At 61.9% G+C, this 13,995-nt stretch carries 12 protein-coding genes; all 12 read right to left on the reverse strand.

Translation table 11 applies throughout. The features are described from left to right. Nucleotides 1-39: 39 nt before the first annotated feature. A complete protein-coding gene (nuoL, locus tag AC07VU_RS11070) occupies nucleotides 40-1,893 on the reverse strand; it encodes an NADH-quinone oxidoreductase subunit L (protein WP_007929611.1) in 1,854 nt (617 codons plus the stop codon). Next, nucleotides 1,890-2,198 (reverse strand): NADH-quinone oxidoreductase subunit NuoK, encoded by a 309-nt coding sequence (gene nuoK, locus AC07VU_RS11075; protein ID WP_085985111.1) that lies wholly within the window; start codon nucleotides 2,196-2,198, stop codon nucleotides 1,890-1,892. The genes nuoL and nuoK overlap by 4 nt, the downstream gene beginning before the upstream one ends. Before the next feature lie 13 nt (nucleotides 2,199-2,211). Continuing rightward, a complete protein-coding gene (nuoJ, locus tag AC07VU_RS11080; protein WP_007929608.1) occupies nucleotides 2,212-2,712 on the reverse strand; it encodes an NADH-quinone oxidoreductase subunit J in 501 nt (166 codons plus the stop codon). Between the two features lie 9 nt (nucleotides 2,713-2,721). Continuing rightward, complete coding sequence (gene nuoI, locus AC07VU_RS11085) at nucleotides 2,722-3,270, reverse strand: NADH-quinone oxidoreductase subunit NuoI (protein WP_003223795.1); 549 nt, start codon at nucleotides 3,268-3,270, stop codon at nucleotides 2,722-2,724. Nucleotides 3,271-3,281: 11 nt separating this feature from the next. Then, the gene (gene nuoH, locus AC07VU_RS11090; RefSeq protein WP_495029857.1) at nucleotides 3,282-4,289 is read right to left on the reverse strand and encodes an NADH-quinone oxidoreductase subunit NuoH; all 1,008 of its coding nucleotides are present in this window, start codon (nucleotides 4,287-4,289) and stop codon (nucleotides 3,282-3,284) included. Beyond that, nucleotides 4,286-7,000, reverse strand: a complete 2,715-nt coding sequence (gene nuoG / locus AC07VU_RS11095) for an NADH-quinone oxidoreductase subunit NuoG (RefSeq protein ID WP_274303997.1) — start codon at nucleotides 6,998-7,000, stop codon at nucleotides 4,286-4,288. Before nuoG ends, nuoH begins: the two co-directional genes overlap by 4 nt. A 125-nt stretch (nucleotides 7,001-7,125) precedes the next feature. Next, entirely contained in the window at nucleotides 7,126-8,484 is a 1,359-nt protein-coding gene (gene nuoF / locus AC07VU_RS11100) for an NADH-quinone oxidoreductase subunit NuoF (protein ID WP_495029858.1), read from the reverse strand. Beyond that, on the reverse strand, nucleotides 8,481-8,978 hold the full coding sequence (gene nuoE / locus AC07VU_RS11105; RefSeq protein WP_007929184.1) for an NADH-quinone oxidoreductase subunit NuoE: 498 nt from the start codon (nucleotides 8,976-8,978) through the stop codon (nucleotides 8,481-8,483). The genes nuoF and nuoE overlap by 4 nt, the downstream gene beginning before the upstream one ends. Before the next feature lie 2 nt (nucleotides 8,979-8,980). Next, entirely contained in the window at nucleotides 8,981-10,762 is a 1,782-nt protein-coding gene (gene nuoC, locus AC07VU_RS11110; RefSeq protein WP_007929185.1) for an NADH-quinone oxidoreductase subunit C/D, read from the reverse strand. 72 nt (nucleotides 10,763-10,834) lie between these two features. Then, on the reverse strand, nucleotides 10,835-11,509 hold the full coding sequence (locus AC07VU_RS11115; protein WP_007929186.1) for a NuoB/complex I 20 kDa subunit family protein: 675 nt from the start codon (nucleotides 11,507-11,509) through the stop codon (nucleotides 10,835-10,837). Nucleotides 11,510-11,519: 10 nt separating this feature from the next. Continuing rightward, nucleotides 11,520-11,933, reverse strand: a complete 414-nt coding sequence (locus tag AC07VU_RS11120) for an NADH-quinone oxidoreductase subunit A (protein ID WP_007929187.1) — start codon at nucleotides 11,931-11,933, stop codon at nucleotides 11,520-11,522. Nucleotides 11,934-12,532: 599 nt separating this feature from the next. After that, nucleotides 12,533-13,858, reverse strand: a complete 1,326-nt coding sequence (gene aceA / locus AC07VU_RS11125) for an isocitrate lyase (protein ID WP_007929188.1) — start codon at nucleotides 13,856-13,858, stop codon at nucleotides 12,533-12,535. Between the last annotated feature and the right edge of the window lie 137 nt (nucleotides 13,859-13,995).

Raw genomic sequence — 13,995 nt, forward strand, 5'->3', positions numbered from 1 at the left:
GACGGGCTCAATTCCTTTCGCAAGTTCGCAAGGTTCATATCAGACCGCTACCAGCACGACGGCGCCGATAACCAGCACGGCACCAGCAGCCATCGAGGCGGCGTACCAACGCAGTTGACCGGTTTCCGTACGGCTCAGGGAGTTGTGGCCCCCTTTGGCCAGGCGCGGGATCAGACCGATGGTCTGGTCGAGCGGGTCTTTGCGCAGTACATGGCTGATCGCCAGATATGGCTTGACGAACAGTTTGTCGTAGATCCAGTCGAAGCCCCAGGCAGCGAACCACCAGGCCGAGAGGATGCGGCCGATGCCGCTGTTGGCGACGGCGGTAACGAAACGACGCTTGCCGAGGAACAGCAGCGCGGCCAGCAGGATACCGGCGATGGCGATGGCGCCCGACGCCAGTTCCAGGCTGTGCTTGGCTTCGCCACCGGCATGGCCGACGCTTTGCGGCAGTACGCCGTGCAGCGGTGGAGTGATCATGGCGCCGACGGCGGTCGACAGAATGATCAGCACCGACAGCGGCAGCCAGTGGCTGATGCCGTGGCCGGCGTGGGCTTCGGTCTTGGCTTCACCGTGGAAGGTGATGAAGATCAGGCGGAAGGTGTACAGCGAGGTCATGAAGGCCCCCACCAGACCGGCATACAGCAGGCCGTGGTTACCGCTGGCAAAGGCTTCCCAGAGGATCTCGTCCTTGGAGTAGAAACCGGCGGTGACCAGTGGCAGGGCCGCCAGGGCCGCGCCGCCGACGATGAAGCTGGCGTAGGCCAGTGGCAGTTTCTTCCACAGGCCGCCCATCTTGAAGATGTTCTGCTCGTGGTGGCAGGCAACGATCACCGCACCGGAGGCAAGGAACAGCAGGGCCTTGAAGAAGGCGTGGGTCATCAGGTGGAAGATCGCGCCATCCCAGGCGCCAACGCCCAGGGCCAGGAACATGTAGCCGATCTGGCTCATGGTCGAGTAGGCGAGAATCCGCTTGATGTCGGTCTGGACCAGCGCGGCGAAGCCGGCCAGGACCAGGGTCACGCCACCGACGACGCCCACCAGGTGCAGGATATCCGGCGCCAGGGCGAACAGACCGTGGGTACGGGCGATCAGGTAGACACCGGCGGTCACCATGGTTGCGGCGTGGATCAGTGCCGAAACCGGAGTAGGACCGGCCATCGCGTCCGCCAGCCAGGTCTGCAGCGGCAGCTGGGCGGATTTACCGACCGCGCCACCCAGCAGCATCAGGGTCGCCAGGACGATCCAGAAGTCGCCGGCCTGGAACTTCGCAGGCGCCGCGACCAGCAGTTGCTGGATATTCAGGGTGCCCAGCTGCTGGAACAGGATGAACAGGCCGATGGCCATGAACACGTCGCCGATGCGGGTGACGATAAAGGCCTTGAGTGCCGCGTTACCGTTGTTGCGGTTGCTGTAGTAGAAACCGATCAGCAGGTACGAACACAGGCCCACGCCTTCCCAGCCGAAGTACAGGAACAACAGGTCATCGCCGAGCACCAGGAACAGCATGCTGGCGATGAACAGGTTGGTGTAGGCGAAGAAGCGCGAGTAACCGTCTTCACCGCGCATGTACCAGGACGCGAACAGGTGGATCAGGAAGCCCACGCCCACCACCACGCCGAGCATGGTCACGGACAGGCCATCCAGATACAGGGCGAAGGTCGGCTTGAAGTCGCCTACGGTCATCCACTGCCACAGCACCTGGGTGTAGTGGCCACCTTCCGGCGGGGCGACGTTGAATTGCCAGATCACATAAGCCGCGACAATCGCCGACAGGCCAACGGAGCCGACACCGATCAGGGCGGCGAGGTTTTCCGAGAGGCGTCCACGGGAGAACGACAGCAGCAGGAAACCGATCAGGGGGAACAGGAAAGTCAGATAGAGAAGGTTCATCCGCGCATCTCGCTGGCAGCGTCGATATCGAGAGTGTGGAAGCGGCGATACAGCTGCAACAGGATCGCCAGGCCGATACTGGCCTCGGCGGCTGCCAGGCTGATCACCAGGATGAACATGATCTGTCCATCCGGCTGCGCCCATCTGGCACCTGCGACGATGAAGGCCAGGGCGGAGGCGTTCATCATCACTTCCAGGCTCATCAGCACGAAGAGAATGTTGCGGCGCACCATCAGGCCGACCAGGCCAAGGCAGAACAGGATGCCGGCAACGGCCAGGCCATGCTCCAGAGGGATAGTTCCGATCGTAGGCATGGTCTTACTCCTTCGCCTCGTTGCGGCCCAGGTGGAACGCCGTGACGGCTGCGGCGAGCAGCAGCATCGAGGCGAGTTCGACCACCAGCAGATAAGGACCGAACAGGCTGATGCCCACGGCCTTGGCGTCCACGGTGGTGTGGCCGACACCGGTACCGCTCTGGTGGCTGAACAGTACGTACAGCAGTTCCACCAGCAGCAGGGCGGCAAGCACCACCGGCCCCAGCCAGATTCCCGGCTTGAGCCAGATGCGTTCCTGCTGAACCGAGGCAGGCCCCAGGTTCAGCATCATCACCACGAACACGAACAGCACCATGATGGCGCCAGCATAGGCGATCACTTCCAGTACGCCGGCGAACGGCGCGCCGAGGCTGAAGAAGGTCATCGCCACGGCGATCAGCGAAATGATCAGGTAGAGCAGGGCGTGCACAGGGTTGGTGTTGGTCACCACGCGGAGCGTGGAGACAACGGCGACACCTGACGCGAAATAGAAAGCGAATTCCATCTTTCTTCCTTAAGGCAGCAAGCTCTTCACGTTGATCGGCTCGGCTTCGTTTTGCGCGGAGCCTTTTGGCTTACCGGCAATGGCCATACCTGCAACACGATAGAAGTTGTAATCAGGGTTCTTTCCGGGGCCGGAGATCAGCAGATCTTCTTTCTCGTAAACCAGGTCCTGACGTTTGAACTCGGCCATCTCGAAATCCGGGGTCAGCTGGATCGCGGTGGTCGGGCAGGCTTCCTCGCAGAGGCCGCAGAAGATGCAACGCGAGAAGTTGATGCGGAAGAAGTCCGGGTACCAGCGACCGTCTTCGGTTTCAGCTTTCTGCAGCGAGATGCAACCCACCGGGCATGCCACGGCGCACAGGTTGCAGGCTACGCAACGCTCTTCGCCATCGGGGTCGCGGGTCAGCACGATGCGGCCGCGGTAGCGGGGCGGCAGGTAGACCGGCTCTTCCGGGTATTGCAGGGTGTCGCGCTTGCGAAAGCCATGGCCGAAGACCATCACCAGGCTGCGCAGTTGGGTACCAGTACCCTTAACGATGTCGCCAATATATTTGAACATGGGTCAAATCCTCACTGAACCGCGCCTGCTGGCGTGTTCAACAACACAAGCGCAGCAGTCACCAGCAAATTGATCAGGGTCAGCGGCAGGCAGAATTTCCAGCTGAAGTCCATCACCTGGTCATAACGCGGACGCGGGATGGAAGCGCGCAGCAGGATGAACAGCATGATGAAGAGCGCGGTCTTCAGGGAGAACCAGACGAAGGACAGTTGCGGCAGGATGCCGAACGGACCGTGCCAGCCGCCGAAGAACAGGGTGACCAGCAGTGCCGAGATCAGGATGATGCCGATGTACTCGCCAACGAAGAACATGCCCCATTTCATGCCGGCGTATTCAATGTGGTAACCGTCGGCCAGTTCCTGTTCCGCTTCCGGCTGGTCGAACGGGTGACGGTGAGTCACGGCCACGCCAGCGATGAAGAAGGTACAGAAGCCGAAGAACTGCGGAATGATGAACCACAGGTTCTGCGCCTGGTAGTCGACGATGTCGCGCATATTGAACGAGCCGACCTGGGCCACGATGCCCATCAGCGCCAGGCCCATGAACACTTCATAGGACACGGTCTGGGCCGAGGCACGCAGGCTGCCGAGCAGGGCGAACTTGTTGTTGCTCGACCAGCCGGCGAACAGCACCGCGTACACCGACAGGCCGGCCATGGCGAAGAAGAACAGCAGGCCGATGTTCAGGTCCGCCACGCCCCAGGTCGGGGTGATCGGGATGATCGCGAAAGCGATCAGCAAGGCGCTCATGGCCACGACCGGTGCCAGGGTGAAGATCACCTTGTCGGCAAACGGCGGGGTCCAGTCTTCCTTGAAGAACATCTTCAGCATGTCGGCGGCGATCTGGAACATGCCAAACGGGCCAACGCGGTTCGGACCGTAACGGTCCTGCCACCAGCCCAGCAGGCGACGTTCGACAAAGCTGAGCAAGGCACCTGCGACCACCACGGCCAGCATGATGACCAGGGCTTTGACGACCGCCAGGATCACGTCGATCACTTCAGGGGTGAACCAGGTCATTGCGCTGCCTCCTGCAGACCGTCAACGGATTTGCCAAAGAACGCCGGTGGAATGCCCGCCAGGCCTGCCGGCAGGGCCACCAGGCCAGCGCCCAGCTCTTCGTTGATGCGCAGCGGCAGACGCAGGGTCTGGCCCGCCACGCTCACGGCGAGCAGCGCGCCATCGTTGACGCCCAGGCGGTCGGCTTCGGACTTGGCCAGGGAGACATAGGCGGCCGGGATACGTTCCTGGACTGGAGCGGCTTTCGAAGAGTTCTCCTCGCTGCCGAACAGGTGGTAGAACGGCACCGCCTGCCAAGTGCCCTGGGCAGGGGAGAAGGCGCGCGGCACGCTGGCGAACCAGCCGAGGCTGTCGCCCTGGCTTTCGATCAGGCGGGTGCCCGGATCGCCGGCACGCAGGTGACCACCGACTTCGTCCTGGAACTTGTTCCAGGCTTGCGGCGAGTTCCAGCCCGGCGACCAGGCGAACGGCACCTGGGAGCGCGGCTCCACGGAGCCCGAGTAACCTTCCATGGAGAAGGAAAACGCGGTGTCCTGGTCTTGCGGGGTACGTGGCTCGTGCACGCTGATATCGGCGCGCATGGCGGTACGGCCGCTGTAACGCAGCGGTTCGCGAGCCAGCTTCAGGCCCTTGATGCGGAACGACGCCGATGGCGCGGCATCGACAATGCGCGCCAGTTGCGGGTTGCTCTGGGCGCAGGCGGCGGTCACGTGGTCCAGCTGGGTCCAGTCCACCGGCTTGTTCAGCAGGGTAGAGCGCAGGGCATGCAGCCAGCGCCAGCCTTCGTGAACCAGGATGCTGGCATCCATATAGGTTGGATCGAACACCTGGAAGAAGCGCTGGGCACGACCTTCCTGGCTGACCAGGGTGCCGTCGCCCTCGGCGAAGCTGGCCGCTGGCAGGACCAGGTGCGCGCGATCGCTGGTGGCGGTCTTCTGGTGGTCGGCGACGATCACCACTTTCGCGGCGTTCAGCGCGGCATCGACCTTGGCAGCGTCGGTGCGGGTGTACAGATCGTTTTCCAGCACGACCAGGGCGTCGGCCTTACCGTCGATCACCGCTTGCAGCGCGGCGTCCACCGATTCGCCACCGAGCATGGCCAGGCCGAGGCTGTTGGCCTCAGGCACGATCAGGCTGATGGAACCGTTCTTCTCGCGCAGCTTGAGGGCCTTGGCGATGTTTGCCGCGGCTTCGATCAGCGCCTTGGAACCCAGGGAGGTGCCGGCGATGATCAGTGGGCGCTTGGCGGCGAGGAGGGCGTCGGCGATGCGCTTGGCCAGCTCAAAGGCTTCGCTGTCCAGGCCTTCGACGGCCGGGGCGCTGGCATCCAGGGCGTGGGCCACGGCGAAACCGATGCGCGCCAGGTCGTCGGGAGCGGCGTGTACACACTCCTCGGCGACGTCGTCGAGCTTGGTTTCAGCGATGCTTGCAATGAACAGCGGGTTCAGCGCGTGCTGGCCGATGTTTTTCACCGCAGCGTCGAGCCATGGCTGGACGCGCATGGCGTCGGCCATCTCTTCGGCCTTGCCCTTGACCGACTGGCGCAGGGCCAGGGCCATGCGGGCGGCGGTCTGGGTCAGGTCCTCGCCGAGGACGAACACCGCATCGTGGTCTTCGATGTCGCGCATGGTCGGCACGGGCAGCGGGCTGTTTCTCAGCACTTGCAGGACCAGGCGGATGCGCTCCAGTTCGGCGGCTTCGATACCGCTGTAGAAGTGCTCGGCGCCTACCAGTTCACGCAGGGCGTAGTTGCTTTCCAGGCTGGCGCGAGGCGAACCGATACCGACAATATTGCGCCCGCGCAGCAGGTCGGCGGCCTTGTCCAGCGCCTGGTCCAGGTTCAGCTTGGTACCGTCGTTCAGCAGCGGCTGGCGTGGACGGTCTTCGCGGTTGACGTAGCCGTAGCCGAAACGGCCACGGTCGCACAGGAAGTACTGGTTCACCGAACCGTTGTAGCGGTTCTCGATGCGCCGCAGTTCGCCGTAGCGCTCGCCCGGGGAAATGTTGCAACCGCTGGAGCAGCCATGGCAGATGCTCGGCGAGAACTGCATGTCCCATTTGCGGTTGTAGCGCTCGGAGTGAGTCTTGTCGGTGAACACACCGGTCGGGCAGACCTCGGTGAGGTTGCCGGAGAACTCGCTTTCCAGGGTGCCGTCTTCAACGCGACCGAAGTACACGTTGTCGTGGGCGCCGAACACACCAAGGTCGGTGCCGCCGGCATAGTCCTTGTAGAAACGCACGCAACGGTAGCAGGCGATGCAGCGGTTCATCTCGTGAGCGATGAACGGGCCGAGTTCCTGGTTCTGGTGGGTACGCTTGGTGAAGCGATAACGGCGCTCGTTGTGGCCGGTCATCACGGTCATGTCTTGCAGGTGGCAGTGACCGCCTTCCTCGCAGACCGGGCAGTCGTGCGGGTGGTTGGTCATCAGCCATTCGACGACACTGGCGCGGAAGGCCTTGGATTCTTCATCGTCGATGGAGATCCAGGTGTTGTCGGTGGCGGGCGTCATGCAGGACATGACGATGCGACCACGGGTGTCGTTCTCGTCGGTGTACTGCTTGACCGCGCACTGGCGACAGGCACCGACGCTACCGAGAGCGGGGTGCCAGCAGAAATAAGGGATGTCGAGGCCTAGTGACAGACATGCCTGTAACAGGTTGTCCGCCCCATCGACTTCGAGCGCTTTGCCGTCTACGTGGATAGTGGCCATGGTTCAAAGTTCTTCGTTGGCCCGGTGTCAGCGGGCGTGGCTAATGGAATCTTGGTGCTCGCCTGGCGCGTCGCGGCGTCTTCAGGCGATACGAGGGCGGCACGGACCACCCTCGTTCGATACGTTTACGCGCCGACTACGATCGGCCGGGCCAGGGGCGGGACGGCGGCAGCACTGGTGGCTGCGATGCCGGCCTCGAACTCTGGACGGAAATACTTGATGGCACTGCCCAATGGCTCCACGGCGCCCGGTGCGTGAGCACAGAAGGTCTTGCCTGGGCCGAGGAAACCGACCAGACCCAGCAGGGTCTCGATATCGCCGGCTTGCCCTTCGCCTTTCTCGAGGGCGCGCAGCAGCTTGACGCTCCACGGCAGGCCATCGCGGCAAGGGGTGCAGAAGCCGCAGGATTCGCGGGCAAAGAACTCTTCCATGTTGCGCAGCAGCGACACCATGTTGATGCTGTCGTCGACCGCCATGGCCAGGCCGGTACCCATACGGGTGCCTACCTTGGCGATGCCGCCGGCGTACATCTGCGCATCCAGGTGCTCGGGCAGCAGGAAACCGGTACCGGCGCCGCCGGGCTGCCAGCACTTGAGCTTGAAGCCGTCGCGCATGCCGCCGGCATAGTCTTCGAACAGCTCGCGCGCGGTCACGCCGAACGGCAGCTCCCACAGCCCAGGGTTCTTCACTTTGCCGGAGAAGCCCATCAGCTTGGTGCCGTGGTCTTCACTGCCTTCGCGAGCGAGGGATTTGTACCACTCCACACCGTCGCCGATGATCGCTGGCACGTTGCACAGGGTCTCGACGTTGTTCACGCAGGTCGGCTTGCCCCACACGCCGACGGCGGCAGGGAAGGGCGGCTTGGAGCGCGGGTTGGCGCGGCGGCCTTCGAGGGAGTTGATCAGTGCGGTTTCTTCACCGCAGATGTAACGCCCGGCGCCGGTGTGGACGAACAGCTCGAAGTCGAAGCCCGAGCCGAGGATGTTCTTGCCCAGCAGGCCTGCGGCCTTGGCTTCTTCCACGGCACGGTTGAGGTGCTTGGCGGCGGTGGTGTACTCGCCTCGCAGGAAGATGTAGCCGCGGTAGGTTTTCAGCGCGTGGGCGCTGATCAGCATGCCTTCGATCAGCAGATGGGGCAGTTGCTCCATCAGCATGCGGTCTTTCCAGGTGTTGGGTTCCATTTCATCCGCGTTGCACAGCAGGTAGCGGATGTTCATGGATTCGTCTTTGGGCATCAGGCCCCACTTCACGCCAGTGGGGAAGCCCGCGCCGCCGCGGCCCTTGAGGCCGGCGTCCTTGACGGTCTGGACGATGTCGTCCTGGGACAGGTCGGCGAAGGCCTTGCGCGCAGCGGCGTAGCCGTTCTTGGCCTGGTACTCGTCGAGCCATACCGGCTCGCCGTCGTCGCGCAGGCGCCAGGTCAGCGGATGAGTTTCCGGGCTGCGCTGGATGCGGTTGGCAGGGCCGAAGGATGTCAGGGTCATACGTAGCCCTCCAACAGTTTGGCCACGCCAGCAGGCTGCACGTCGCCGAAAGTGTCGTCGTCGATCATCAGCGCCGGGGCCTTATCGCAGTTGCCCAGGCAGCATACCGGCAGCAGGGTGAAGCGGCCGTCGGCGGTGGTCTGGCCGAGGCCGATGCCCAGCTCGCTCTGGATCTGGCTGACCACGGACTCGTGGCCGCCGATGTAGCAGACCATGCTGTCGCAGACACGGATGATGTGACGGCCGACCGGCTGACGGAAGATCTGGCTGTAGAACGTCGCCACGCCTTCTACGTCGCTGGCCGGGATGCCGAGGATCTCGCCGATGGCGTAGAGCGCGCCATCAGGCACCCAGCCACGTTCCTTCTGGACGATCTTCAGGGCTTCGATAGACGCCGCGCGCGGGTCTTCGTAGTGATGCAGCTCGTGCTCGATGGCCGAGCGCTCGGTTTCGCTGAGGGCGAAACGGTCTGTCTGGATAAGCGTGCTGTTCATGCTTAGCGGTCCACGTCGGCCATAACGAAGTCGATACTACCCAGGTACGCGATCAAGTCCGCGACCATGCTGCCGCGGATCACCGAAGGGATCTGCTGCAGGTGGGCGAAGCTCGGAGTGCGGATCCGGGTGCGGTAGCTCATGGTGCCGCCATCGCTCGTCAGGTAATAACTGTTGATGCCCTTGGTCGCTTCGATCATCTGGAAGGACTCGTTGGCCGGCATGACCGGGCCCCAAGAAACCTGCAGGAAGTGCGTGATCAGGGTCTCGATGTGCTGCAGCGTGCGCTCTTTCGGCGGCGGCGTGGTCAGCGGGTGGTCCGCCTTGTACGGGCCTTCCGGCATGTTGCGCAGGCACTGGTCGATGATCTTGATGCTCTGGCGCATCTCTTCGACGCGGACCATGCAGCGGTCGTAGGCATCGCCGTTGGCCGCCAGCGGTACTTCGAATTCGAAGTTCTCGTAGCCGGAGTAGGGGCGCGCTTTACGCAGGTCGAAATCGCAACCGGTGGAACGCAGGCCGGCACCGGTGACGCCCCATTCCAGGGCTTCCTTGGTATTGTAGGCGGCGACGCCGATGGTACGACCCTTGAGGATGCTGTTCTGCAGGGCGGCCTTGGTGTATTCGTCGAGGCGCTTGGGCAGCCAGTCGACGAAGTCTTTCACCAGTTTTTCCCAGCCGCGCGGCAGGTCGTGGGCGACGCCGCCGATGCGGTACCAGGCCGGGTGCAGGCGGAAACCGGTGATGGCTTCGATCACGGTGTAGGCGCGCTGACGGTCGGTGAAGGTGAAGAACACCGGGGTCATGGCGCCGACGTCCTGGATGTAAGTGCCCAGGAACAGCAGGTGGCTGGTGATCCGGAAGAACTCGGCCATCATGATGCGGATGACGTCGACCTTCTCCGGCACCTTGATCCCGGCCAGTTTCTCGACCGAGAGCACGTACGGCAGGTTGTTCATCACGCCGCCGAGGTAGTCGATACGGTCGGTGTACGGGATGAAGCTGTGCCAGGACTGACGCTCGGCCATCTTCTCGGCGCCACGGTGGTGGTAGCCGATGTCCGGTACGCAGTCGACGATCTCTTCGCCGTCCAGCTGCAGGATGATGCGGAAGGCACCGTGGGCCGAAGGGTGGTTCGGGCCCAGGTTGAGGAACATGTAGTCCTCGTTGGCGCCGGAACGCTTCATGCCCCAGTCTTCCGGCTTGAAGCGCGCGGCTTCTTCTTCCAGTTGTTGCTTGGCCAGGGTCAGGCTGAACGGATCGAATTCGGTGGCGCGCGCCGGGAAGTCCTTGCGCAGCGGGTGACCTTCCCAGGTCGGCGGCATCATGATGCGCGACAGGTGAGGGTGGCCGGCGAAGTCGATGCCGAACATGTCCCAGACTTCACGCTCGTACCAGTTGGCGTTCGGCCAGATACCGGTCACGGTCGGCAAGCTGAGGTCGCTCTCGGACAAGGCGACCTTGATCATTACGTCACTATTACGTTCGATCGACAGCAGGTGGTAGAACACGCTGAAGTCGGCGCCTGGCAGCCCTTGACGCTTGGTGCGCAGACGCTCGTCCACGCCATGCAGGTCATAGAGCATGACGTACGGCTTGGGCAGGTTGCGCAGGAAGGTCAGGACTTCGACGAGTTTGGCGCGGGTAACCCACAGCACCGGCATGCCGGTGCGGGTGGCCTGGGCGGTGAACGCCTCAGGGCCAAAACGGTTATTGAGTTCGACGACCACATCCTGGTCGTCTGCCTTATAAGGCGGGATGTACAGAGCACTGCCTGTAGTCATGGTTTTTTATCGCTTTCGGTCAACGTAAAGAATGAAGCCAGTTTTTCGTTCTTTGTAAGAAGCGTTCTGGAATCAGACTTCGTCGGGGCTGCGCAGGTTGGTTACCTGAATACGCTGTTCGCGGCGCTGTTCCTTTTGCGACGGCATTTCGGCGCGATACACGCCTTGGTCACCGACGACCCAGGAAAGTGGGCGACGCTCCTGGCCAATCGACTCCTGCAAGAGCATCAGGCCTTGCAGAAAAGCTTCAGGGCGGGGCGGGCAGCCAGGCACGTAGACGTCCACGGGCAGGAACTTGTCCACCCCTTGAACGACGGAATAGATGTCGTACATGCCACCGGAGTTGGCGCACGAACCCATGGAGATGACCCACTTCGGCTCGAGCATTTGCTCGTAGAGACGCTGAATGATCGGCGCCATCTTGATGAAGCAGGTTCCGGCAATAACCATGAAATCCGCCTGGCGCGGTGATGCCCGGATAACTTCGGCGCCGAAGCGCGCGATGTCGTGGGGCGCCGTGAAGGCGGTGGTCATTTCCACGTAGCAGCAGGACAGGCCGAAGTTGTACGGCCACAGGGAGTTCTTACGCCCCCAGTTGACCGCGCCGCTCAGCACGTCTTCCAGCTTGCCCATGAAGATGTTTTTGTGGACTTGATCTTCTAACGGATCGGAAACGGTTTCCCGTTCGCCGATCGGATACTGCTCGTTAGGAGCATCGGGGTCGATCCTGGTGAGATTGTATTGCATCGCCAAAGCCTCATTGTTTTAGCTTCGCCTGCCGCTTACGGCGACCTTCCGGAGCCCAATCAAGAGCCCCCACCCGCCAAAGGTAGACAAGACCTGCCAACAGAATTGCTATGAAAACGAGAGCTTCGACGAATCCGGTCCAGCCGCTTTCGCGGACGGACACAGACCAGGCAAAGAGAAAGAGGGCTTCGATATCGAAGATCACGAAGAGCATCGCGACCAGATAGAATTTGGCTGAGAGCCGCAAGCGGGCGCCACCGGTAGGTAGCATGCCGGACTCGAACGGTTCGTTTTTGCTGCGGCCCCAGGCTTTTGACCCGAGGAGGCTGGAGACGCCGAGCATGAAGGCGCAGAGGCCGCCTACACCCAGAAGGAAAATGGCAAAGCCCCAGTTGTGGGCCATGAGTCCTGTCGCTTCGGGCATGCTGGTAATCCTTAACAGAGAGCAAAGGTCTCTGAGCTTGATAAAGAAATAAAGCAGTGACGATATGTCGCAGTGCAATCAATCGCCGTGATTTTATGGCTAAACACCGGGCAAGTAAATTTTCATGGCGAAATTATTTAGCGGAATAAGGACATAGCTCCCCTTGCAAGCCCCGTAAGCCACGGCCTGTGGGCATTAGCGGGTGTTTTGTTAATTATGTTTTGTCCTCGCTGTAACGAACATTACTACCTCTAAATGATAATCAATATTATTTGGAGCTGCTTTTAAACAATGGTTCTCATGAAGAGCCGCTAAGTTGTCTTTTATATGCTCGTTACTGCAAGTTGCGAGCGAGCCCCTTTTACCCGCTTTTTTCTCCACGCATACCGCTCTGGATCAATGTTTTGCCTGATTGGCAGGGTGTCCGGGCCGACGCCGTCGTGAGCAGGCTCGTTGCTGTCGCAGCTTGGGGGTTGCCGGTGATGCCTGCAAAAGCTGCAGGCAAAAAAACGCCCCGAACCAGTCGGGGCGTCAGATGTGCAGCACTGCAGTTAGCTTTTACCGGGTCTGCAATGGCCGTTTTTCAGCGCGAAGTCGAATCAGTGGAACTGTTCTTCTTCGGTGGAGCCGGTCAGTGCGGTTACCGAAGACGAGCCGCCCTGGATCACGGTGGTCATGTCGTCGAAGTAGCCGGTGCCCACTTCCTGCTGGTGAGCCACGAAGGTGTAACCCTTGGCGGCGTCGGCGAATTCCTGCTCCTGCAGCTTCACGTAGGCGGTCATGTCGTTGCGGGCGTAGTCGTGCGCCAGGTTGAACATGCTGTGCCACATGTTGTGAATCCCGGCCAGGGTGATGAACTGGTGCTTGTAGCCCATGGCGGACAGTTCGCGCTGGAACTTGGCGATGGTCGCGTCGTCCAGGTTCTTCTTCCAGTTGAAGGAAGGCGAGCAGTTGTACGACAGGATCTGGTCCGGGTATTCCTTCTTGATCGCTTCGGCGAAGCGACGGGCTTCGTCCAGGTCCGGCTTGGCGGTTTCGCACCAGATCAGGTCGGCATACGGCGCGTAGGCCAGGCCGCGAGCGATGGCCTGGTCGAGGCCGGCGCGCACTTTATAGAAGCCTTCCTGGGTGCGGGTGCCGGTCACGAACGGCTGGTCGTACGGGTCGCAGTCGGAGGTCAGCAGGTCGGCGGCGTTAGCGTCGGTGCGGGCCAGGATGATGGTCGGTACGCCGGCAACGTCGGCCGCCAGACGGGCAGCGGTCAGCTTCTGCACGGCTTCCTGGGTCGGAACCAGTACCTTGCCGCCCATGTGGCCGCATTTCTTCACGGAAGCCAGCTGGTCTTCGAAGTGAACGCCAGCGGCGCCTGCTTCGATCATGCTCTTCATCAGCTCGTAGGCGTTCAGCACGCCGCCGAAACCGGCTTCGGCGTCAGCCACGATCGGTGCGAAGTAGTCGATGTAGCCTTCGTCGCCGGGGTTCTTGCCGGATTTCCACTGGATCTGGTCGGCGCGACGGAACGAGTTGTTGATGCGCTTGACCACGGTTGGCACGGAGTCCACTGGGTACAGCGACTGGTCCGGGTACATCGATTCGGCGGAGTTGTTGTCCGCGGCAACCTGCCAGCCCGACAGGTAGATCGCCTGGATGCCGGCTTTGACTTGCTGCACTGCCTGGCCGCCGGTCAGGGCGCCCATGCAGTTGACGAAATCTTTCTCAGGACGGAAGGACGGTTTGGCACCCTGGGTCACCAGGTTCCAGAGCTTCTCGGCGCCCATGCGTGCCAGGGTGTGCTCAGGTTGAACCGAGCCACGCAGACGGACAACGTCGGCAGCGGAATAAGTGCGAGTCACGCCTTTCCAGCGCGGGTTTTCAGCCCAGTCTTTTTCAAGGGCTGCAATTTGCTGTTCGCGTGTCAGTGCCATGGAGATAAACCTCGTCGCGTCTTGTGTGAAAAGTCGTTCTTGGGCGGAAAATTCCGACTCGCCAGATACGCAGGTCAAAGGGTGCGTAGTTGGCTGCTCGCTGACCAGAAGCTTAGGCGGTCAAGTCGGGTATGACG

It is taken from the genome of Pseudomonas sp. GW821-FHT02B10 (genome assembly GCF_059421865.1).